The organism is Pantoea sp. EKM20T, assembly GCF_011800485.1.
In the GTDB taxonomy this organism is placed as follows: Bacteria; Pseudomonadota; Gammaproteobacteria; order Enterobacterales; family Enterobacteriaceae; genus Pantoea; species Pantoea agglomerans.
In genome coordinates this window covers 1-23,232 of the sequence record NZ_JAALFW010000021.1, presented here as the reverse complement: position 1 = coordinate 23,232, position 23,232 = coordinate 1, and the positions used below count along the sequence as shown (strand labels likewise).

The 23,232-nt window shown below is 55.6% G+C and carries 20 protein-coding genes; 6 read left to right on the top strand and 14 right to left on the bottom strand.

What is annotated here, in order from left to right; translation table 11 throughout:
* Nucleotides 1-40: 40 nt before the first annotated feature.
* From surA to apaH, 5 genes are read left to right on the top strand one after another with little or no spacing between them, the layout of a single operon-like run.
* A complete protein-coding gene (gene surA, locus HFD94_RS21980; RefSeq protein WP_010253800.1) occupies nt 41-1,336 on the top strand; it encodes a peptidylprolyl isomerase SurA in 1,296 nt (431 codons plus the stop codon).
* On the top strand, nt 1,326-2,318 hold the full coding sequence (gene pdxA, locus HFD94_RS21975) for a 4-hydroxythreonine-4-phosphate dehydrogenase PdxA (RefSeq protein WP_010671813.1): 993 nt from the start codon (nt 1,326-1,328) through the stop codon (nt 2,316-2,318). Before surA ends, pdxA begins: the two co-directional genes overlap by 11 nt.
* Nucleotides 2,311-3,132: a 16S rRNA (adenine(1518)-N(6)/adenine(1519)-N(6))-dimethyltransferase RsmA gene (gene rsmA, locus HFD94_RS21970; RefSeq protein WP_003854805.1), complete on the top strand. Its 822-nt coding sequence runs from the start codon at nt 2,311-2,313 to the stop codon at nt 3,130-3,132. Before pdxA ends, rsmA begins: the two co-directional genes overlap by 8 nt.
* 3 nt (nt 3,133-3,135) lie before the next feature.
* Nucleotides 3,136-3,513 (top strand): Co2+/Mg2+ efflux protein ApaG, encoded by a 378-nt coding sequence (apaG, locus tag HFD94_RS21965; RefSeq protein WP_003854807.1) that lies wholly within the window; start codon nt 3,136-3,138, stop codon nt 3,511-3,513.
* Between the two features lie 53 nt (nt 3,514-3,566).
* Complete coding sequence (gene apaH / locus HFD94_RS21960; protein ID WP_033787393.1) at nt 3,567-4,424, top strand: bis(5'-nucleosyl)-tetraphosphatase (symmetrical) ApaH; 858 nt, start codon at nt 3,567-3,569, stop codon at nt 4,422-4,424.
* A gap of 33 nt (nt 4,425-4,457) precedes the next feature.
* Here apaH and HFD94_RS21955 read toward each other — a convergent pair whose 3' ends face one another.
* The 12 genes from HFD94_RS21955 to ribF all read right to left on the bottom strand — a co-directional run bounded on the left by HFD94_RS21955 (nt 4,458) and on the right by ribF (nt 20,129).
* The gene (locus HFD94_RS21955) at nt 4,458-6,341 is read right to left on the bottom strand and encodes a PhoX family phosphatase (RefSeq protein ID WP_010253756.1); all 1,884 of its coding nucleotides are present in this window, start codon (nt 6,339-6,341) and stop codon (nt 4,458-4,460) included.
* 89 nt (nt 6,342-6,430) lie between these two features.
* Complete coding sequence (folA, locus tag HFD94_RS21950; protein ID WP_010253752.1) at nt 6,431-6,913, bottom strand: type 3 dihydrofolate reductase; 483 nt, start codon at nt 6,911-6,913, stop codon at nt 6,431-6,433.
* Between the two features lie 234 nt (nt 6,914-7,147).
* The gene (locus HFD94_RS21945) at nt 7,148-8,287 is read right to left on the bottom strand and encodes a porin (protein ID WP_010253747.1); all 1,140 of its coding nucleotides are present in this window, start codon (nt 8,285-8,287) and stop codon (nt 7,148-7,150) included.
* Nucleotides 8,288-8,541: 254 nt separating this feature from the next.
* A complete protein-coding gene (carB, locus tag HFD94_RS21940; protein WP_010253739.1) occupies nt 8,542-11,769 on the bottom strand; it encodes a carbamoyl-phosphate synthase large subunit in 3,228 nt (1,075 codons plus the stop codon).
* 14 nt (nt 11,770-11,783) lie between these two features.
* On the bottom strand, nt 11,784-12,932 hold the full coding sequence (carA, locus tag HFD94_RS21935) for a glutamine-hydrolyzing carbamoyl-phosphate synthase small subunit (RefSeq protein WP_010253731.1): 1,149 nt from the start codon (nt 12,930-12,932) through the stop codon (nt 11,784-11,786).
* A gap of 62 nt (nt 12,933-12,994) precedes the next feature.
* On the bottom strand, nt 12,995-13,339 hold the full coding sequence (locus tag HFD94_RS21930; protein ID WP_167433542.1) for a hypothetical protein: 345 nt from the start codon (nt 13,337-13,339) through the stop codon (nt 12,995-12,997).
* A 61-nt stretch (nt 13,340-13,400) separates the two neighbouring features.
* Complete coding sequence (dapB, locus tag HFD94_RS21925; RefSeq protein WP_010253726.1) at nt 13,401-14,216, bottom strand: 4-hydroxy-tetrahydrodipicolinate reductase; 816 nt, start codon at nt 14,214-14,216, stop codon at nt 13,401-13,403.
* Nucleotides 14,217-14,439: 223 nt separating this feature from the next.
* Nucleotides 14,440-15,393 carry a 4-hydroxy-3-methylbut-2-enyl diphosphate reductase gene (gene ispH, locus HFD94_RS21920; protein WP_010253724.1) on the bottom strand — a complete coding sequence of 318 codons (954 nt, stop codon included), beginning with the start codon at nt 15,391-15,393 and terminating at the stop codon, nt 14,440-14,442.
* A complete protein-coding gene (gene fkpB, locus HFD94_RS21915) occupies nt 15,374-15,844 on the bottom strand; it encodes an FKBP-type peptidyl-prolyl cis-trans isomerase (RefSeq protein ID WP_010253720.1) in 471 nt (156 codons plus the stop codon). The genes ispH and fkpB overlap by 20 nt, the downstream gene beginning before the upstream one ends.
* 3 nt (nt 15,845-15,847) lie before the next feature.
* Nucleotides 15,848-16,354 (bottom strand): signal peptidase II, encoded by a 507-nt coding sequence (gene lspA / locus HFD94_RS21910; RefSeq protein WP_010253719.1) that lies wholly within the window; start codon nt 16,352-16,354, stop codon nt 15,848-15,850.
* Nucleotides 16,354-19,170, bottom strand: a complete 2,817-nt coding sequence (gene ileS / locus HFD94_RS21905) for an isoleucine--tRNA ligase (protein ID WP_010671810.1) — start codon at nt 19,168-19,170, stop codon at nt 16,354-16,356. Before ileS ends, lspA begins: the two co-directional genes overlap by 1 nt.
* A 29-nt stretch (nt 19,171-19,199) precedes the next feature.
* Nucleotides 19,200-20,129 carry a bifunctional riboflavin kinase/FAD synthetase gene (ribF, locus tag HFD94_RS21900; protein WP_010253714.1) on the bottom strand — a complete coding sequence of 310 codons (930 nt, stop codon included), beginning with the start codon at nt 20,127-20,129 and terminating at the stop codon, nt 19,200-19,202.
* Nucleotides 20,130-20,435: 306 nt separating this feature from the next.
* On the opposite strand from ribF, the gene rpsT reads away from it, so the two are divergent.
* The gene (rpsT, locus tag HFD94_RS21895; RefSeq protein WP_008925553.1) at nt 20,436-20,699 is read left to right on the top strand and encodes a 30S ribosomal protein S20; all 264 of its coding nucleotides are present in this window, start codon (nt 20,436-20,438) and stop codon (nt 20,697-20,699) included.
* Between the two features lie 38 nt (nt 20,700-20,737).
* Here rpsT and nhaR read toward each other — a convergent pair whose 3' ends face one another.
* Together nhaR and nhaA are read right to left on the bottom strand one after the other, a co-directional pair.
* Entirely contained in the window at nt 20,738-21,646 is a 909-nt protein-coding gene (nhaR, locus tag HFD94_RS21890) for a transcriptional activator NhaR (protein WP_122889267.1), read from the bottom strand.
* 30 nt (nt 21,647-21,676) lie between these two features.
* Nucleotides 21,677-22,855, bottom strand: coding sequence for a Na+/H+ antiporter NhaA (gene nhaA / locus HFD94_RS21885; RefSeq protein ID WP_061901768.1), 1,179 nt, complete (start codon nt 22,853-22,855; stop codon nt 21,677-21,679).
* Nucleotides 22,856-23,232: the final 377 nt, after the last annotated feature.

The following is a 23,232-nucleotide window of genomic DNA, read 5'->3' as shown; positions in this document are numbered from 1 at the left end:
ACAGGCAATCCCGCAGTGCGGAACCAACAATGGATAAAGTATGAAGAACTGGAGAATGCTGATTCTTGGTGTGGCAATCAGTGCCAACACCGCGTTCGCAGCACCACAAGTCGTTGATAAAGTTGCAGCCGTGGTCAATAACGGCGTGGTTCTTGAGAGTGACGTGGATGGCATGATGAGCACCGTTAAATCTCAGGCCCAGCAGGCTGGTCAGCAGTTACCGGATGATAAAACGTTGCGCCATCAGATTCTGGAACGTCAGATCATGGACAACATCATCCTGCAGATGGGTGATAAAGCGGGAATTCAGATCAGCGACGAGCAGCTGGACCAGGCTATTCAGAACATCGCTGCGCAGAACAAGATGAGCCTTGATCAGCTGCGTAGCCGTCTGGCTTATGACGGCATGAACTACAGCGTGTATCGTTCTCAGATCCGCAAAGAGATGACTATCGCCGAAGTGCGCAACAACGAAGTGCGTCGTCGTGTCACGATTCTGCCGCAGGAAGTGGATACGCTTGCTACCCAGATCGGCTCTCAGAACAGCCAGGGTACTGAACTGAACGTCAGTCATATTCTGCTGCCGCTGCCGGAAAACCCGACGCAACAGCAGGTTGATGAGCAGGAAACGCTGGCGAAACAGCTGGTTGGCGAACTGAAAAATGGCGCTGACTTTGGCAAGATGGCCGTGACCTACTCTGCCGACTCCCAGGCGCTGAAAGGCGGCAACATGGGCTGGGGTAAAATCGAAGAGTTACCGACCCTGTTTGCTCAGGCACTCTCAAGCGCCAAAAAAGGCGATATCGTCGGGCCGGTGCGCTCTGGTGTGGGCTTCCACATCCTGAAAGTGAACGACCTGCGTGGCGAGAGCAAAAATGTCTCGGTCACCGAAGTCCATTCGCGTCACATTCTGCTGAAGCCATCGCCGATCCTGACAGACGATCAGGCACGCGCACAGCTGGAGCAGATTGCTAACGATATCCGCAGTGGCAAAACCACCTTTGCGGCGGCGGCTAAACAGTACTCTGACGATCCGGGTTCGGCGAACCAGGGCGGCGACCTCGGCTGGACCTCTCCGGAAGTCTTTGACCCGGCGTTCCGTGACGCGCTGCTGCGCCTGCAGAAAGGCCAGACCAGCCAGCCGGTTCACTCCTCTTTCGGCTGGCATCTGATTCAGTTGCTGGATACCCGTCAGGTGGATAAAACCGATGCGGCCCAGAAAGAGCGTGCTTACCGTATGCTGTTTAACCGTAAGTTCGCGGAAGAAGCGCAGACCTGGATGCAGGAACAACGTGCCAGTGCCTACGTGAAGATTCTGGATGGCAATGCGCAGTAATGCCCGTGTGGTGATCACGCCCGGCGAACCTGCCGGGATTGGTCCCGATCTTACCGTTCAGCTGGCCCAGCAGTCGTGGCCGGTTGAACTGGTGGTCTGCGCCTCGCCTGCCCTGTTGCAGCAGCGTGCGGCGCAACTCGGTCTGCCGCTGACCCTGCGGCCCTACCAGCCTGGTGTGGCAGCAGAGCCACAGCAGGCGGGTACACTGACTATCCTGCCAATTGAAACGGCAGCGCCGGTCACACCCGGCGAGCTTTGCGTCGCCAACAGCGACTATGTGCTGGCCACGCTGACGCGCGCCTGCGACGGTTGTCTCGACGGTGAATTCGCTGCCCTGATTACCGGCCCGGTGCATAAAGGCGTGATTAACGATGCCGGCATCGCCTTTACCGGCCATACCGAATTCTTCGCCGATCGCGCAGGCGGCCATCGGGTGGTCATGATGCTGGCGACAGAAGAGCTACGAGTCGCACTGGCCACCACCCATCTGCCGCTGAAAGATGTGCCCGCTGCGGTAACCCGTGAATGTCTGCATGAAGTGATTACGATTCTGCATCGTGATCTGCAGCAGAAGTTTGCGATTGCCGAGCCGCATATTTACGTCTGTGGTCTTAACCCTCATGCCGGCGAAAGCGGTCACATGGGTCGGGAAGAGATCGAGACCATCACGCCGGCACTCAATGAACTGCGTCAGCAGGGCATTAATCTGACCGGCCCGCTGCCTGCGGATACCCTTTTCCAGCCCAAATATCTGCAATACGCCGATGCGGTGCTGGCGATGTATCACGACCAGGGCCTGCCGGTACTCAAATTTCAGGGGTTTGGCCGGGCGGTAAATATCACCCTGGGCCTGCCCTTTATCCGGACTTCAGTTGACCACGGCACCGCGCTTGAACTCGCTGGCCTGGGTCAGGCTGAACCGGGCAGCTTCATCACGGCGCTTAACCTCGCCATCACTATGATCAAGAGCAGTAATGAATAATCGCGTCCATCAGGGGCACTACGCCCGTAAACGTTTCGGGCAGAACTTCCTGAACGATCAGTACATTATCGACAGCATTGTCTCCGCCATCCATCCTCAGCGTGACGAAGCGCTGGTGGAGATCGGCCCAGGCCTGGGTGCCTTAACCGAGCCGGTAGGCGAACGCCTCGATAAATTAACGGTGATAGAGCTGGACCGCGATCTCGCTGCGCGTCTGGAAACGCATCCGTTCCTTGGCCCGAAACTGACTATCTTCCAGCAGGATGCCATGACCTTCGACTTCGCCGCACTGGCGCAGGAGAGAGGCCAGCCGCTGCGGGTATTTGGTAACCTGCCGTACAATATTTCGACCCCGCTGATGTTCCACCTTTTCAGCTATACTGGTTCGATCAAAGATATGCACTTCATGCTGCAGAAAGAGGTGGTTAATCGTCTGGTTGCCGGTCCGGGTAACAAAACCTACGGTCGTCTGACGGTGATGGCGCAGTACTACTGCCAGATCATTCCGGTGCTGGAAGTGCCTCCGCACTCTTTCACGCCACCACCGAAAGTGGACTCTGCCGTGGTGCGTCTGGTGCCGTATGCCGAGCCGCCGTATCCGGTCAGCGATGTGCGTATCCTGAGCCGTATTACCACTGAAGCGTTCGGCCAGCGTCGTAAAACGCTGCGCAACAGCCTGAGCCACATGGTGGCCGCCGGTGCGCTGGAAGAGTTATCCATAGATCCAACCCTGCGTGCCGAGAACGTCTCGGTGGCGCAATATTGTCAGCTGGCGAACTGGCTGGCGAATCATCAGGGAAAATCGCAGGAGTAAGTCATGAGTGAAACGGCCCGCGTCTCCGTCCATGTGCAAAGCCAGTACGTCGCCTCACAATCCTCACCGGATGATGATCGCTACGTCTTCGCCTATACCATTACGATACGCAATCTGGGCCGTTCCTCAGTGCAACTGCTGGGACGCTACTGGTTGATTACCAACGGTAACGGCCGCGAAACGGAAGTTCAGGGTGAAGGCGTGGTCGGTGAACAGCCGCTTATCGCGCCAGGCAATGAATTTCAGTACACCAGCGGTGCCGTGATCGAAACACCGATGGGCACCATGCAGGGGCACTATGTGATGGTCGACGAACAGGGCGACACCTTTCACGTAGAGATCCCGGTGTTCCGCCTCGCCATTCAGACCCACATTCATTGATTCACACGCTTTTTGCCCGTTAAGTCGGGCACCTTCCTGATGGATAAAACGTTATGAGCACATACCTGATTGGCGACGTTCACGGTTGCTACGATGAATTACGTGCATTGCTGCAACAGGTCGACTTCAATCCTGAGCAGGATACCCTGTGGCTGACCGGCGACTTAGTGGCGCGCGGTCCTGGCTCACTGGAAGTCTTACGCTACGTAAAATCGCTGGGCGACGCGGTGCGTCTGGTGCTGGGCAATCACGATTTGCATCTGCTGGCGGTCTACGCCGGCATCAGCCGTAACAAGCCTAAAGATCGCCTGACCCCGTTGCTGGAAGCGGATGATGCGGATGAGCTGATCAACTGGCTGCGTCGTCAGCCGCTGTTACAGGTTGATGAAGAGAAAAAGCTGGTGATGGGACACGCCGGTATCACGCCGCAATGGGATATTGAGACCGCGAAAAAGTGCGCGCGTGAAGTCGAAGCGGTTCTCGCCAGCGACAGTTATCCGCTGTTCCTGGATGCCATGTATGGCGACATGCCGAACAACTGGAGTGAGGATCTGACCGGCCTGGCGCGTCTGCGCTTCAGCACCAACGCCCTCACCCGCATGCGCTACTGCTTCCCCAACGGCCAGCTGGACATGATCTGCAAAGATGCCCCGGAATCGGCGCTTCCGCCGCTGAAACCCTGGTTTAACATTGAGGGGCCGGTCGCACGTGACTACACCATCGTCTTTGGTCACTGGGCCTCGCTGGAAGGCAAAGGCACGCCAGAGGGCATTATCGGGCTGGATACCGGCTGCTGCTGGGGCGGAACGCTGACCCTGCTGCACTGGGAGACGCAGCGCTATGTGGTGCAGCCCTCTAATCGCGAAAAAGCCCTGGCCTCCAGCGAAAGTCTGGCACCGCCCACGCTATAACGGCGATGCTGGCCATCAGGCCAGCATCCTGTTTTATGCGCCGATAATGCCGCCATCTTCACGGGTGATCATAATCACCGACGACCGCGGACGCGGACTGTTGTCTGGGAAGTGCGAGTCACCCTCTTCGCCGGGATGCTGCACATTCACGAACAGCGTTTTGTAATCGGGCGTGAAGGTAATACCGGTCAGCTCGCACGATTTTGGACCGACCATAAACCGGCGGATTTCGCCACTATCAGGATCACCCACCAGCATCTGATTATTCCCCTGCCCCTGATAATCCTCTTTGTTGCTGTATTTGCCGTCGGTCAGGATCCATAACCGCCCCTGCGCATCAAACCCCAGCCCATCCGGACTGTTAAAGGTATTCTCCGCGGTGATGTTCGGTGTGCCACGATAGATCCCCTCAGGATGCGCTATCGGGTTGCCACACAGCGCATAGATATCCCACTCAAACGTCTGCGCGGTAGCATCGCCTTTCTCATCCCAGCGAATAATCTGACCGTAGATATTTTTTGGCCGCGGATTCGCTGCATTGACCGGCATGCCTTCATTTCCGCGCTTGTTGTTGTTGGTCAGGGTGCAGTAGGCACGGCCGTCATGCGGGTTAACCGCAATCCACTCCGGCCGGTCCATTCGCGTTGCGTTGACCACATCTGCCGCGGCACGCGCATTGATCAAAACATCTGCCTGGCTATTGAATCCCTTTTCAGCGGTGAGTCCATTTTCGCCCCACTTCAGCGCCAGCCAGCGCCCGGTGCCTTTAAGCGGCGTGCCCTGCGCATCGCCGTTGAACTGCGCCACATAGAGCGTGCCCTTATCAAGCAGTCCGTGATTGGCTTTAGCATCATCCGGAGTGACCTTATCATCTGAGACAAATTTATAGATATACTCGCCGCGCTCGTCGTCGCCCATATAAACCACCAGCTGGCCGGTTTTCGCGACCGTCACGGCGGCATTCTCGTGCTTGAAGCGGCCCAGCGCGGTCCGCTTTACCGGCACGGAGTGAGGATCGAAAGGATCGATTTCGACAATCCAGCCGTGACGGTTGAATTCGTTGGGATTCTTAGCGATATCGAAGCGGGGATCAAAGTCGGCCCAGTTGCGCTCCGGCTCAGCGGCATTCAGGGTATAGCGCTTCTGCTGTGGGGTCGGCGTAAAGTCCGCCTGATGGGTGCCAAAGTAGGTGTCGTAGTTCTCTTCACAGGTGAGATAGGTGCCCCACGGCGTTTTGCCGTTGGCGCAGTTACCAAAGGTGCCCAGGACATGCATTCCCTGCGGATCGGCGGCAGTCTGCAGCGCTTTATCCCCCGCTGCCGGACCGGAGAAGCGCATCGGGGTATTGGCGGTAATGCGGCGGTTATAGTCAGAAGGACGTACCACCTGCCAGCGATTGTCCTCACCCCGTTTGACTTCAACGATGGAGATACCGTGCGCCGCCTGCGACTTTTTGACATCTTCCAGGCTGGTCGCTTTACTGCCGCCGTGGGCGAACAGCGTCGGCTCATTCACATATTCATTGTTAATCGCCATCACGCCGCGATGGTCATTAATCGCGAAGAAGCTCATACCGTCGTTGTTGTCACCGAACTGCTTTTCCTGATCTTCGGCGCTGTTGTTGCCCTGCGGATCAAACGCGGCTGCGCCATTCACCAGCGGATCACCCCAGGAGATCAACACGTCGGCGCGATAGCCAGGGGCTACCACAATCTCATCGGCCGTGGACGCGGCAATCGCCTGAAAGCCCAGCAGTGGGCTGCCCGCAGGCTTCTCCTGCGCCAGTGCACTGCCCGAGAGCGTCAGGCCGCCGCTGAGAAAGCCGGTCAGGCCGATAGCACCGGAACCGGCAAGGAATTTACGACGCAGTGGATCAGGCAGGCGGTCAGTGCTTAATGCGGAGAGTTCGATTTTCATTAGTGATTGCTTCCTTTGTGTCGATCCCAGAAAAGAAGCAATGCTAATGAATAAAGATGACAGCCAGGTTACAGCCCGGCAGGGGGGGATTAGCGACGACGGTCAAGGATCTCAAAGCAGTAGCTGTGGGAATTTTGCTCGTCAGCGTCGTGGAATTCGCTGAACGTTGACTGCCACTCATCCGGCTCGTAATCCGGAAACTGCGTATCACCTTCGACTTCCGCATCAATGTGCGTCAGATAGAGACGATCGGCACGCTTCAGCATCTGCTCATAGACGCGGCCACCGCCAATCACCATGATCTCTTCAGCGTCACCGGCTGCCTGTAACGCCTCATCCAGCGAAGTGACCCAGGTAACGCCTTCGGTGGTGCCCGGCTGGCTGCTGACCACGATATTCAGTCGGCCAGGTAACGGACGGCCAATAGATTCAAAGGTCAGTCGGCCCATAATCACCGGTTTCTTCAGCGTATGGCGCTTGAACCACGCCAGATCTGCAGGCAGGTCCCACGGCATGGCGTTCTCCATTCCAATAATGCGATCTGCTGCTAATGCCGCGATAAGACTAATCATGTTAACCACTCACTGAAAAAAATTGGCGCCATGATACGTAAAGGTGAAACTTTCGTCGATAGGGGGAAAGGTCTAATTGCGTAAAGCTTTTCATGACGTCGTTTTTCACGGCCTGTGCAGCGTTTTTCACCGCCTAATCGCGTCAGTTTGCCGCAGCTCGCCAGCGATCGGCCTTAGGCTGGCACAAAAGTCGTGCGCAAAAAAAAACGGCTCCCGGAGGAGCCGTCAGGGTTATCAGAAGTCGTAGCGCAGACGCACCAGATTCATATCACCCAGGTTATCGGTGCTGGAGGTAAACACATGTTCGTAATCGACACGGAAACCGTAGTCGAGGAACAGCACCACACCCAGACCGTTGTCGATGCGCTGATAATCACGGCCTGTCGCATACTCAATGCGATCGCCCATGACATATGGCTGTACCGCTTTCAGACCATACTGCCCCACCGGAATCTTGTAACCGGCGAAATATTCAATGCCCCACGCGTCGCCGGCAAAGTAGTCATGCACATCTTTGCGTTTGGTGGTCATGAAGTTCTCATACCAGCCACCGCCGGCTGACAACGTCCAGTTACCTGGAGTCCAGCTCAGCGCGGTGCCGTAAATGTTCTGATCGTAATCGCGGCTGTCGCCGTTGTTCGGGTTACGCATCGCCGCGCGGGTGTAGTTCCACGCAGTGCCCCAGCTCAGATCGTCCGTGATGTGGTAGTCCACACCCAGCGAGCCGCCGCCTTTGCGCTTATAGCGCAGGCCGTTGCCTGGCAGATACTCGTTATCTTCGAACAGATAAGAGGCGTAAAGATCCGCATCGCCGAAGCTGTTTTTATACTTCAGCTGTTTGCGTGAGCGGTAAGATCCGTCGTAGTCGCCATTGATCCCGTTACCCGGAGCCTGGCCGACCATGTCGTAATCCCAGATATCGGTCTTGGCGCCCACGGTATCGTAATAGACACTGTTCTGCTGACCAAAGGTAAGCTGGCCCCAGGTTTTGCTTTTCAGACCGGTGTAGAGCTGACGACGCGTGGTGTTATTGGCACCGTCCGCATAGTGACGATCCCAGCTGAAGACCGCCGGGACGTTAACGCCCAGTTCGTAGTAGCTGATCCAGCTGACGTCATCAAACAGGTAGTAGTCAGCGCCGAAACGGAAACGGGTGCCGCCATCAAAACCGTCGCGCTTGTAGGATTTATCATCCACGCCGGTCTGATGATTGAACTGAGCACGAATGCTACCGCCAAAAGTAAAGTTAAGACGGCTAAGCGGATCGCCTGCCTGCGGATCCTGTTTTAACAGGGTAATTTCCGCCTGGCTGGCGAAAGGAAGAATTGCCATCAGTGCAGCCACTGCACTCAGAGAAAAAGTACGCATTTTCATTTTTTATTTATGTCCTGATACGCTCCAGTGATGAGCGGCAGGCATAGTACTGACGAAAAATCCGCACAGGAAGTGTTTATATTATAAATTTGTGCGAACCGGCCTTATTCGCACCTATAGCTAAAAAATTAAGCCAAATCAGTCACTTTAACGCAAACTCTTTGCTTTCCCTGGACCCTGTTTTCGGATTATCGCCAATAAGATGGTCAAAAAAAAACGGCTCCCGCAGGAGCCGTTTTTCACATTACATCGACTTACATCGCCTTGATCTGGGCATGCATCTCCTGAACGGAGATAACCTGTTCCGTCGGGTCAGCATTCAGCGCCATCGCGGTGGCGAAGCCGCCGTTCAGCGTGGTGTCGTAGTGCACTTTATACTGCAGAGCACTGCGGCGAATCAGTTTCGAATCTTCAATCGCCTGACGACCCGCCGTGGTATTGACGATGTAGCTATACTCGCCGTTCTTCAGACGGTCCTGAATGTGCGGACGCCCTTCATGCACCTTGTTCACCAGGCGCGGATTGATGCCCGCTTCGCCCAGCACAACCGCCGTGCCGTGAGTCGCATCCAGTTCGAAACCAAACTTCTGCAGCTTAGCGGCCAGGTCGACAATACGTTTCTTGTCGCCTTCACGCACCGACAGCAGCGCACGGCCCGACTTCTTCATGTTGCTCTGTGCGCCCAGCATCGCTTTGGAAAACGCCTCAGCGAAGGTGCGGCCCACGCCCATGACTTCACCGGTAGAGCGCATTTCTGGCCCCAGAATAGGGTCAACGCCCTGGAACTTGTTAAACGGCAGCACCACTTCTTTGACAGAGTAGTAAGGCGGAATCACCTCTTCAGTGACGCCCTGCTCTGCCAGCGTTTTGCCTGCCATCACGCGCGCGGCGACTTTCGCCAGCGGGACACCGGTCGCTTTAGAGACGAACGGCACGGTTCGCGCCGCGCGAGGGTTAACTTCGATCAGGTAGACTTCGTTGTCTTTCACCGCGAACTGGACGTTCATCAGGCCACGAACGTTCAGCTCAAACGCCAGCTTCTCAACCTGCTGGCGCATCACATTCTGAATCTCCTGACTCAGGGTGTAGGCCGGCAGTGAACAGGCGGAGTCACCGGAGTGGACGCCAGCCTGCTCGATGTGTTCCATGATGCCGCCAATCAGCACCCGCTCACCGTCGCAAATCGCATCAACATCCACTTCGACCGCATCATCCAGGAAGCGATCCAGCAGCACCGGTGCATCGTTGGAAACCGAGACCGCCGTCTGGAAGTAGCGCTTGAGGTCGATCTCGTCGTAGACGATCTCCATGGCACGGCCACCCAGAACATAAGAAGGACGCACCACCAGCGGATAACCCAGACCCGCGGCTTTCTCAACCGCCTGCTCCAGTGTGGCCACCGTGGCGTTGGCGGGTTGCTTCAGGTTCAGTCGATCAACCGCCTGCTGGAAACGTTCACGGTCTTCAGCACGGTCAATGGAATCCGGGCTGGTGCCGATAACCGGTACGCCTGCGGCTTCCAGGGCACGCGCCAGTTTCAGCGGAGTCTGACCGCCATACTGCACAATCACACCTTTTGGCTGCTCAATGCGCACAATCTCCAGCACATCTTCCAGCGTGACCGGCTCGAAGTAGAGGCGATCAGAGGTGTCGTAATCGGTCGAGACTGTTTCCGGGTTACAGTTGACCATAATGGTCTGATAACCATCTTCACGCAGCGCGAGGGCGGCGTGAACGCAGCAATAGTCGAATTCGATACCCTGACCGATACGGTTTGGCCCACCGCCCAGAATCATGATTTTTTCGCGATCCGGACTTGGATTGGCTTCGCACTCCTCCTCATAGGTGGAGTACATGTAGGCGGTGTCTGTCGCGAACTCTGCGGCGCAGGTATCCACGCGCTTGTAAACCGGGTGCAGGTTAAACTGCTGACGCAGCTTGCGGATTTCGCTCTCTGCCACGCCCGCCAGTGTTGCCAGCCGTGCATCAGCAAAGCCTTTACGCTTCAGGGCGCGCAGGAACGTCTCATCCAGGCTATTAACCCCTTCACGGGCAACCTGCTCTTCCAGCCGCACCAGTTCTTCGATCTGCACCAGGAACCAGCGGTCAATATTGGTCAGGTTGAACACGCCATCCACTGACATGCCGGCACGGAAGGCGTCCGCGATGTACCAGATGCGGTCTGAACCGGCATCTTTCAGCTCACGGCGGATGCGGGTTAATGCTTCCGGGTCGTCGAGGTGGACTTTCGGGTCGAAGCCATTAGCGCCTACTTCCAGGCCGCGCAGCGCTTTCTGCATGGATTCCTGGAAAGTACGACCAATTGCCATCACTTCCCCGACCGACTTCATCTGCGTGGTCAGGCGATCGTTGGCACCGGCAAATTTTTCGAAGTTGAAACGCGGGATCTTGGTGACAACGTAGTCGATGGAAGGCTCGAACGAGGCAGGCGTTAAACCGCCGGTGATATCATTCATCAGCTCGTCGAGGGTATAGCCGACCGCCAGTTTGGCCGCCACTTTAGCAATCGGGAAACCGGTCGCTTTGGAGGCCAGCGCCGAGGAGCGTGACACGCGCGGGTTCATCTCAATGACAATCAGGCGGCCATCTTTCGGATTAACCGAGAACTGCACGTTGGAGCCACCGGTTTCCACACCGATCTCACGCAGTACCGCCAGCGAGGCGTTACGCATGATCTGATACTCTTTGTCGGTCAGCGTCTGGGCAGGTGCCACCGTGATGGAGTCACCGGTGTGGATCCCCATCGCATCGAAGTTTTCAATTGAGCAGACGATGATGCAGTTGTCGTTTTTATCGCGCACCACTTCCATCTCATACTCTTTCCAGCCAATCAGCGACTCATCAATCAGCAGCTCATTCGTCGGTGAAAGGTCCAGACCGCGTTCGCAAATCTCTTCAAACTCTTCGCGGTTGTAGGCGATGCCGCCACCGGTTCCGCCCATAGTAAATGAGGGACGGATAATGCAGGGGAAACCGACATCTTCAGCCACGGCCAGCGCTTCTTCCATGGTGTGCGCAATGCCGGAGCGCGCGGTATCCAGACCGATGCTTTTCATCGCCACGTCGAAACGACGACGATCTTCTGCTTTGTCGATCGCATCAGCCGTTGCGCCGATCATGGTGACGCCAAACTCTTCCAGCACGCCATGACGTTCCAGCTCCAGCGCACAGTTCAGCGCTGTCTGACCGCCCATGGTCGGCAGTACCGCGTCCGGGCGCTCTTTTTCGATGATTTTGCGCACCACTTCCCAGTGAATCGGCTCAATGTAAGTCGCATCAGCCATTTCCGGGTCGGTCATGATCGTCGCCGGGTTGGAGTTCACCAGAATGACGCGGTAACCCTCTTCACGCAGCGCTTTACACGCCTGCGCACCGGAATAGTCAAATTCGCAGGCCTGGCCGATCACAATCGGACCGGCACCAAGAATCAGGATGGATTTTAGGTCTGTACGTTTTGGCATGAATTAGCTCCTGATTACTTCGCTTGCAGACGGAATGCGTCAATCAATTCAATAAAGTGGTCAAACAGCGGCGCAGCATCGCCTGGGCCCGGGCTGGCTTCCGGGTGTCCCTGGAAGCTGAATGCGGGCTTGTCGGTGCGGTGAATGCCCTGCACGGTTTTATCGAACAACGAAATGTGTGTAACACGCAGGTTAGCGGGAAGATTGTTCTCATCGACCGCAAAACCGTGGTTCTGCGCGGTGATCATCACGCGATTGTTATCGAGATCTTTCACCGGATGGTTGCCGCCGTGGTGGCCCAGCTTCATCTTCACGGTCTTAGCCCCGCTGGCCAGCGCCAGCAGCTGATGACCCAGACAGATTCCGAACACCGGGATCTCTGTTTTCAGGAAGGCCTGAATCGCGCTGATGGCGTAGTCGCACGGCTCCGGGTCGCCAGGACCGTTAGAGAGGAAGATGCCATCCGGATTAAGCTTCAGTACTTCTTCGGCAGGCGTCTGTGCCGGAACGACGGTCAGACGACAGCCGCGATCGACCAGCATCCGCAGAATGTTGCGCTTGGCACCGTAATCGTAAGCCACCACATGGTAAGGCAGTGATTCAGCGTCGGCCTGCTCTGGCAGCCCTCCCTCCAGCGTCCAGCTGCCCTGCTGCCAGCTATAGGTCTCAGTGGTGCAGACCTCTTTCGCCAAATCCATCCCTTTCAGTCCCGGAAACGCCTGAGCTTTTTGCAGCGCCAGCGCGGCATCCGGATTATCGCCCGCAATGATGCAGCCGTTTTGTGCACCTTTCTCACGCAGCAAGCGCGTCAGCTTGCGGGTATCGATATCGGCAATCGCCACGATGTTGTTGCGCTGCAGGTAGGCGGATAAGCCCTCTTCACTACGGAAGTTGCTGGCAATCAGCGGCAGGTCACGGATAACCAGGCCCTGCGCATGAATCTGGCTGGATTCTTCGTCGGCGGCATTGGTTCCGACATTACCGATATGGGGATAAGTGAGAGTAACGATTTGGCGGGAATAGGAAGGATCAGTGAGGATTTCTTGATAACCGGTCATTGAGGTATTGAAAACGACTTCTCCCACTGCCGACCCTGTTGCCCCGATGGCCCGACCGTGGAATTGGGTTCCGTCTTCCAGAACCAAGAGCGCTGACTTAATCAAAACATCCTCCAGGGAATAAACAGTCACAATATCTGCATATTAATTCAAAATAGCCGCCTGAATCAATGCAAAAACCGCCTGAATTGTCGATTTTTGGCAAATTGCGCGCATTCTAATGATCGCCCTGGCCATTGTCTACCCTGCGGCGGGATTTTTTCACCCTTATCTGCCTTCTGATGAAAATAACGGGCATAAGCAGCAAAAAGAGAGGAAAACTCGGCGGAATAATCGTTTGCCAGGCAGCGTAAAAGCAAAACAGAAGCAGCGCGGCCTTTATTTTTGACCAAATGGTCAAAAACAGCATCCGGCAGAGCAAATAAATGAAGAAAACAGGAAAAAACAGAAGTCAGAGGTAAATTTATATCTGGAAGGCATATTTCAGATAAAATTAAGGGCAATGAAAACATTGCCCCTTTTCAATCAAGCGATTATCGATTGAAACAACCACATCACGATGGTTAACAACACTCACAACATCGACAAATCCAGCACATCACGCATGTCAAACAGGCCAGATTTCTTATCTTTCAACCATAAAGCGGACTTAACCGCGCCATTTGCAAAGGTCATACGGCTTGAAGCCTTGTGGGTTATCTCTACGCGCTCGCCGATATCTGCAAACATCGCAGTATGCTCACCTACGATGTCACCCGCGCGTACTGTTGCAAAACCGATGCTCTGCGGCTGGCGTTCGCCGGTGTGGCCCTCACGCGTATAGACCGCATGCTCATCCAGTTTCCACTGCATCGCATCGGCAATCGCCTCACCCATCGCCAGCGCGGTTCCGGAGGGCGCATCCACTTTATGGCGGTGGTGCGCTTCAACGATCTCAATATCTGCGTACTCCCCCATCACTTTGGCAGCCTTCTCCAGCAGCTTCAGCACCAGGTTAACCCCCACGCTGAAGTTAGCGGCGAACACAATAGGGATATCTTCTGCCGCGGCCCGAATGGCCGCTTTGCCTGCTTCATCAAAACCGGTGGTGCCGATCACCATCGCTTTGCCCTGCTCACGGCAGATCGCCATATACTCCAGCGTGCCTTCCGGGCGGGTGAAGTCGACCAGCACATCAAAATCGTTAATCACCGCGCGTAAATCGTCAGCGATGATAATGCCATTTTTTCCGATGCCCGCTAATTCACCAGCGTCGCTGCCGGTCAGCGATGAGCCCGGGCGAGCCAGTGCCGCACCCAGTTCTGCGCCTTCTGCCTGCTGCGTCGCCTGAATCAGATTACGGCCCATACGGCCCGGCGCGCCCACAATAGCAATGCGGATTGTGTTCATATTTATTCATTCCTAAAACAAAACTATGCATCCAAAGCGTCATCAGGTTAACGATGAGTTAACAGTCACGCCACTATTAATCCGTGATAATAAGAATTTTATGCCAGCCGCCCGTGATTATCAGTAAAAGCAATCACCGCAGCAAATAACGACTTTTTTTGTCAGATTCAAAAAACAAAAAAGGCCGAACAGAGTCGGCCTTTTTATCAGTAATATCGCAGAGTTACTGCACGTTACGCACTTCGACACGTAACTCTTTTGGCACTTCGAAGACAATATTCTCTTCACGGCCAATCAGCTCAATTGCCGCTTCGCCGCCCAGTTCACGCAGCCGCTGGATCACCTGCTGCACCAGAATATCGGGCGCTGACGCGCCTGCGGTAACGCCAATGCAGGCCACGCCTTTTACCCACTCTTCCTGAATATCATCCGCAGAGTCGATCAGCTTCGCCAGCTTACCGGCACGCTGAGCCAGCTCAGCCAGACGGTTAGAGTTAGAGGAGTTCTTCGACCCCACCACCAGCACCACTTCCGCATCTTTAGCCAGAGTACGAACCGCTTCCTGACGGTTGGTGGTGGCGTAGCAGATATCATCTTTACGCGGCCCGATAATCGCCGGGAAGCGCTGACGCAGAGCATCAATGATGTCAGAGGTGTCGTCCACCGACAGCGTGGTCTGCGTCATGAAGCTCAGATTGTTTTCGTCTTTCACTGTCAGTCTGAAGACATCTTCCGGTGACTCCACCAGATACATGCCGCCATTAGGGTTGTTGTACTGCCCCATGGTGCCTTCGACTTCCGGATGACCTGCATGACCAATCAGTATTGCCTCAACGCCTTTACGGCTGGCGCGAGCCACTTCCATATGCACCTTGGTCACCAGCGGACAGGTAGCGTCAAACAGCATAGTCAGATTGCGCGCTTTGGCTTCGGCACGCACCGCCTGAGAAACACCGTGCGCGGAGAAGATCAGAATCGCGTTATCCGGCACTTCACTGATCTCTTCAATGAAGATGGCACCGCGCTCACGCAGGCTGTTTACCACGTAACGGTTATGCACCACTTCGTGACGGACATAGATTGGCGCGCCATACATCTCCAGCGCGCGCTCAACAATACTGATGGCACGATCAACGCCAGCGCAGAAGCCGCGCGGATTAGCTAACAGGATTTGCATCGTTGGCCTCCAGTGCGGGATCGATTTCCAGCACCTCTACATCAAACTGAATACGACGACCTGCCAGCGGATGATTGAAATCCACGGTGATAGAGTCACCGGAGATTTCACGGATCACGCCAGGCATTTCACTGCCGCCCATGCCGCTGAACAGCATGATGGCTCCCACTTCCGGCTCACCCGCATCGATAAAGTCCCGACGCGAGAAATACTGGATCAGGTCAGGGCTGACGCCGCCAAAGGCGTCGTCCGGTTCCAGGGTAAACTGTTTAGTTTCACCCGCTTTCAGCCCCAGCAGTGCCTGCTCAAGTGCCGCAGAGAGGCTGCCATCACCGAGACGGAACAGCGCGGGCTTGCCGTTTGCACGGGTCGATTCCGCCGTCGAGCCATCTTCCAGCTTCAGCGTAAAATGCACCAACACCGCGCTTTCGCGCTGTACGGACTCAGTCATCACTTACCCTTTCTGTTTAGCCTGTTTGCCGTTCGGGCTGAAAAAGCCCTCCAGCACCACCAATGCAGCACCGATACAGATGCCGCAGTCAGCGATATTAAATGTAGCGAAGTGCCAGTTACCGACATAGAAATCGATAAAATCGACCACAAAGCCATGGTATGAGCGATCAAACAGATTGCCTATCGCGCCGCCGATGATCAGGGCATACGCGATGTTAGCGATCTTCTGACTGGCATGATTACGATACATCATCACGACCAGTGAGATCACGATAGCCAGCGCAATACCGGCAAAGAACCAGCGCTGCCAGCCGCCTTTGTCCGCCAGGAAACTGAACGCCGCGCCGTAGTTGTGCGCGTAGAACAGGTTCAGGTAGGGCATCAGTGGCTGGGTTTCATGCAGCATCATGTTGTTCATCACCCACTGCTTGCTGGCGAAGTCGACAACAATCACCACCAGCACCAGCCACAGCCAGCGCAATCCGGTTGATAAAATAGGTTTACGCATCAGGCAAATTCACGCTGTTCGCCGTCACCGGCTACGTTAGTGTAACAACGACCACAGACCTCAGCATGCTCAGGATTCTGTCCGACGTCGGTAGTGTAATGCCAGCAGCGCTGACATTTCTCGCCTTCCGCCTTGTGCAGCGCGATTTTCAGACCTTTCAGCAGCTCACTCTGCTGCGCTTCGTCGTTCGCCAGGGCGTAATCAGCCACCTGTGCGCCAGAGGTCAGCAGCACAAAGCGCAGCTCATTACCCAGCGCCTGCAGTTTAGCCGCCAGCTCCGGATCGGCATAGAGCGTGACCGTTGCTTCCAGTGCGCCACCAATACGTTTATCCGCACGCGCCTGCTCGATCACCTTGTTCACTTCGCCACGCACTTTCAGCAGCTCAGCCCAGTAGGCGTCATTCAGCGCTTCATCTTCAGCCAGGCCAAACAGCCCCTGATACCACTCTTCGGTAAAGACATACTGCGCACGTTCGCCTGGCAGGTAACCCCAGATCTCATCCGCCGTAAAGGACATGATCGGTGCCATCCAGCGCACCAGCGCTTCGACGATATGCCACAGCGCGGTCTGGCAGCTGCGACGCGCCAGGCCATCGCCTTTCGCGGTGTACTGACGATCCTTGATGATGTCGAGATAGAAGCTGCCCATCTCAATTGAACAGAACTGCATCAGACGCTGGATCACTTCGTGGAAATCGTAGTTCTCGTAAGAGGCAACGATATCGGCCTGTGCCGCCTGAGCGCGACCGACGGCCCAGCGATCCACCACCACCATCTCTTCCGGTTTCACCAGATCGGTAGCCGGGTTAAAGCCGCTGAGGTTAGCCAGCAGGAAACGCGCGGTGTTACGGATGCGGCGATAGGCATCGGCAGAACGTTTAAGGATCTCATCGGAGACCGCCATTTCGCCCGAGTAGTCGGTTGATGCCACCCACAGGCGCAGAATATCGGCGCCCAGTTTGTTCATCACATCCTGCGGCGCAACCGTGTTACCGATCGATTTCGACATCTTGCGGCCCTGACCATCCACGGTGAAACCGTGCGTCAGTACCTGACGATAAGGCGCTTTGCCCTTCATCGCCGTGGAGATCATCAGCGAGGACATAAACCAGCCGCGATGCTGATCGGACCCTTCCAGATAGAGGTCAGGCGCATGTCCGCCAAATTCCGGACGCGCATCAACCACGGAATAGCTGGTTGAACCGGAGTCAAACCAGACATCCAGCGTATCCGGCACTTTTACGTAATGATCGGCATCGTCGCCCATCAGCTCGCGCGGATCGAGATCCCACCAGGCCTGAATCCCCTCCTGCTCAACGCGCTGCGCCACTTTTTCCATCAGTGCCAGCGTGTCCGGGTGCAGCTCTTCGCTCTCTTTATGAACGAACAGCGCCATCGGTACGCCCCAGGTACGCTGACGAGAGATACACCAGTCAGGGCGGTTCGCCACCATCGATTCGATACGCGCCTGGCCCCAGTCCGGGATCCACTGCACGCCTTTGATCTCCTTCAGCGACTGCGCACGCAATCCTTTCTGATCCATGCTGATGAACCATTGCGGCGTGGCGCGGAAGATGATCGGCGTTTTATGGCGCCAGCAGTGCGGGTAGCTGTGCAGCAGTTTCTCAACGTGCAGCAGCGCGCCCTTCTCTTTCAGCAGCTCAACGATCATGTCGTTGGCTTTAAAGACGTTGACCCCATCCAGCGTCGGATAGGTGCCTGGCAGATAGCGGCCATCCGGTCCGACCGGATTAGCGGTTTCGATGCCATATTTCTGCCCGATAACATAGTCATCCGGGCCGTGGCCAGGTGCCGTGTGGACTGCACCGGTACCCGCTTCCAGGGTGACGTGATCGCCCAGTACCACCAGCGACTCAAGCGCCAGGAACGGATGCTGGAATTTCTGCAGCTCCAGCGCCGCGCCTTTGCATTCGCCCAGTACCTGCCATTCGCTGACGCCCGCGCGCTTCATCACGCTCTCGACCAGATCTTTTGCCAGGATCAGCGCGCGACCGTCGATCTGCAGCAGCTGATACTCAAATTCCGCGTTTAACGAGATGGCGCGGTTAGCCGGTAATGTCCACGGTGTCGTCGTCCAGATCACCAGTGAAATCGGGCCATTAACCTGTGCCACACCAAACGCCTGACGCACCGCGTCGGCATCGATAGCGTTGAACATCACGTCGATTGAAGGCGAAGTCTTGTCGTAATACTCCACTTCCGCTTCTGCTAAGGCAGAACGGCAATCCAGACACCAGTGCACGGGCTTCGCGCCTTTGTGCAAGTGGCCGTTGCCGATGATTTTACTCAGCGCACGAATGATGTTGGCTTCGGTACCGAAATCCATGGTCAGGTAAGGGCGATCCCAGTCGCCCAGCACGCCCAGACGGATAAAGTCCGCCTTCTGGCCTTCAACCTGTTCTGCGGCGTATTTGCGGCACGCTTCGCGGAATTCAGCAGCGGTGACTTTCTCGCCTGGCTTGCCGATCATCTGCTCAACTTTGTGTTCGATTGGCAGACCGTGACAGTCCCAGCCCGGCACATACGGCGAGTCATAACCCGCCATGCCTTTCGACTTAACGATAATGTCTTTCAGAATCTTGTTAACGGAGTGACCAATATGAATGCTGCCGTTCGCATACGGAGGGCCATCATGCAGGATAAAGGTTTTTTTCCCTTTTTTGGCTTCGCGGATGATGCCGTACAGGTTGTCGGCATACCAGCGTTGCAACATTCCCGGTTCGCGTTTGGCCAGATCGCCACGCATCGGGAATCCCGTTTCCGGCAAATTCAGGGTAGATTTATAGTCACTCATCAGATTCTCGATTCCGTTTTTCGCTCAGGTTAAAGCAGCCCAAAGAACTGCCGGGCCGTTACCACATCGTTCGCAATTTGTTCTTTCAACGCCTCCAGTGAGGCAAAGCGCTGCTCGTTTCGTATTTTCTGTTTCAGCACCACATCAATGTGACGACCATAGAGATCCATATTGATGTCGAGCAGGTGAACTTCAAGCTGCTGGCGTAAACCTTTTACGGTCGGACGGGTGCCGATATTGGCGACACCTGGCAGTGGCTCGGGCGTCAGACCCCGTACCTCTACCGCATAAACCCCTTTCACCGGCGAGACGCTGCGGCGTAAAGGGAGGTTCGCCGTGGGGAAACCCAGCGTGCGTCCCAGTGCATCACCGTGCACAACGCGGCCGGAAATAGTGAAAGGGTGACCAAGCAGCGACTGCGCCAGCGCTAAATCATCCACGGCCAGCGCCTGACGCACGGCAGTACTGCTGATTCGCTTACCGCCATCACAGAAGGTTTCGGTGCTTACGACCTCAAAGCCGTACTCCGCACCGGCTTTCTGTAATAACAGGAAATCACCCTGGCGACCAGCGCCGAAGCGGAAATCATCGCCTACCGCAAGGTACTTTACGTCCAGCTTTTCGACTAACAGGTCACTGATAAAACGCTGGGCGGACAAGGCCGCAAAGCGACGGTCGAACCGCACGCACAACACTTTATCGACGCCGGCTTCCGCCATGTATCGCAGTTTTTCACGCAGACGCGTCAGACGAGCCGGCGCTTTGTCACCGGCAAACAGCTCCAGCGGCTGTGGCTCAAAAACCATGACCACCACCGGCAGATTACGCTTACGTCCCTCTTCACACAGCCGCGACATCAGCGCCTGATGCCCACGGTGCACGCCATCGAAATTACCAATGGTCAGAACGCAGCCGCGATGCTGCTCGTTAAGATTATGAATACCGCGGATAAACTTCATGGCTGGCCCAAACCGGTGGAAATCGGCGGATTATACCCTTGAAAGCGACTCAGGTTAACCCGTCAGCACGCCTTTCATGCTTTAGGCGCTGCATTTCCTGTTGCAGAAGCGCATGTTAAGAATTTTGTCGCGAAATACTGTATTCAGCGAGGGGAAGCTGGTAGAATCCTGCGCCATCAAATACGTAACCGAGTGCCGCTCTCAGGGCGACGCTTATTTGCACAAATCCATTGACAAAATCAGGTTAGAAGGGCATAGTCCTCGGCCTTTGATTTGTCTCTATAGAACACATTTGGGAGTTGTACCTTGGCTAATATCAAATCAGCTAAGAAACGCGCCGTAACATCTGAGAAACGCCGTAAGCATAACGCTAGCCGCCGCTCTATGATGCGTACCTTCGTTAAGAAAGTATACGCGGCGATCGCTTCAGGCGACAAAGCTGCTGCGCAGAACGCATTCAATGAAATGCAACCACTCGTGGACCGTCAGGCTGCTAAAGGTCTGATCCACAAGAACAAAGCTGCACGTTATAAGTCTAACCTGACTGCACAGATCAACAAACTGGCTTAATCGCCTGTTGTTAATCGCTTTGTTAAAAAAGCCGGCGCTTACGCCGGTTTTTTTTCGTCTGTCCCCTGGCGGGGAAAGAGTTCGCTGAAGTCTGCGTGACAGAGTCGCTGCACCGCCGGATGCTGAATCATCCGCTCCGCGAAGAGTATGTGATACTCCTCTGATACCGCGTCGAGCCGCCCGACTTCATATATCCCCTCACGTTGACCCATCTCCAGCAAAGGCGCGACAAAAATCGCATTCTGTCGCGCACCAAACGCCGTCATCAATGCCGCATCATCAAACTCACCCAGAATCTCCACCTGCAGCCCCTGGGTGCTGATCCAGTTGAGGATTTTGCGCCCCAGCATGGAGCGGCGCCCCGGAATCAGCAGGGGACGCGTCTCCAGGCAGGCCGGAAAAGAGAGATCGCTGAGCGGCTGGGTTGACCAGAAGCTGATCGGGCATTCCCCCAGCTTCACCGAAAATAGCCCTTCCTGTTGGGTGGGGTCGATGGAGCAGTCAGAGATAATCATATCCAGCTTATGCTGACTGAGCTGCTCCAGCAGCATTTCGTGGGTCGATTCAAAACAGCGCAGATGAATTTTCTCCTCTGCGACCACCGCCGTCTCCAGCACCTTGCTGACCAGCTGCTTTGAGAGCGCATCTGCCACGCCAACATCCAGCAGCAGATGAGACTCTTTGCGGTAATTCACAATATCCAGCATCTCCTGACTCAGCATAAACATGCGGTCAGCATAGCGAAAAACCAGCTGCCCCAGCTCCGTCGGTACCAGGCCCCGTCCCTGACGCCGGAACAGCTTGCCCTGCAGGCGCTCCTCCAGTGCCTTAATCTGCCCGGTAATGGTCTGTGGCGTCAGGGAGAGTGCCTCTGCTGCCGCCGTAATTGATCCCGCACGGCAGGCGTGCCAGAAGTAGAAGAGATGATTGAAATTGAGCTGATTCATAGAAAAAAGGAGGCTTTCGCCTCCTCCCCATTAACGCAGTCTAATTCGCAGCAGCGTATAGCCGATGACGGCTGAAAGCAGAGAGCCGGTCAGAATGCCCAGTTTAGAAAAGGTCACCAGCTGTTCATGCGCGGCATCAAAGGCCAGCGAACTGATAAAAATTGACATAGTGAAGCCAATTCCGCACAGCACACCAATCGCCATAATATCGCGTATGGTTGTGCCGTTGGGTAATACTGCCAGCCGCAGTTTTACGGCCAGCCAGCAGAAGAGCGTAATGCCTAATGGCTTACCGATTAACAGGCCGAAGATGATGCCTGACGGTTCAGGCGAGAGGACATCACTCAGCGTAATGCCAGCAAGTGAGATACCGGCATTAGCAAAGGCAAACAGCGGCAGAATCATCCAGTTCACCCACGGCATCAGACCATGCGCCAGATGTTCCGCTGGAGAGTGCCCCTCTTTCTTCTCCAGAGGCACGAAGAAGCCCACAATGACGCCAGCCAGGGTTGCGTGGACGCCCGACTTCAGCACGGCGGTCCAGAGTATGATACCCACCAGTATGTAGACTGAGATTCTACGGACGTTAAAGCGGTTCAGGAGTGCCAGCACGACAATTGCGCCAGCAGCCACGCACAGGGAGAGCACTGAGAGGTCACTGGTATAGAACAGAGCGATAATCACAATGGCACCCAGGTCATCAATAATCGCCAGTGCCATCAGAAAGACTTTCAGCGCAACGGGAACACGGCTGCCCAGAAGGGCCAGCACACCCAGCGCAAAAGCGATATCGGTTGCGGTGGGAATGGCCCAGCCGTTACGTGCAATCTCATCACCATGGTTGAAAAGCAGGAAGATCAGAGCGGGTAACGCCATGCCGCCTATTGCCGCGATGACCGGGAAGATAGCCTTGTCACGGCTGGCAAGTTCGCCGACCATCAACTCACGCTTTACTTCCAGGCCAATAACCAGAAAGAAAAGCGCCATCAGCGCATCGTTGATCCACAACAGCAAGTTTTTGCTGATATCCAGCGCTCCGAAGCGGATTTGCACCGGTTCATTCAGCAACGCCTGGTAACCCTGGGCGGTAGCGGCCGTATTGGCGAGGATCATCGCCGCGACCGCCGCCACGATCAACATCACGCCATTGCTGGCATCACTTTCAATAAAACTTTTTAGCAGATTTTTTAATTTGCGCGGCTTGTTCAACGTTCATCTTCCTGAGCAGAGACAGAATGTTAAACAGTGTAACGATTCATATAGTTCGTTAAAAGCAGCTTATACCGCGCTATATGCTCGGTTTCGCCGAGCAGTAATAGCAGTAAACGTCGACATTTTTATGAGTGCTGCGGTGAGGGAGAGATAATGCAGCCATCACAGGCAGGGGATTTAAAGTAAAAAAAAGCGGAGCCGGGGCTCTAATGCTGGTCAGTTAAGCGACAGGTGATAACGCAGTCTGGTGCCGGGCAGGGGCTGGCGGTCCTCGCGCCGCTTCGCGGTTCCTTCACGTCATTCCTCTGCCTGACGGACCGCCGGGGATGGCACATCCTGTGCCGCCCCGCCTTTCGCCCGCGTCCTGCGGGCTC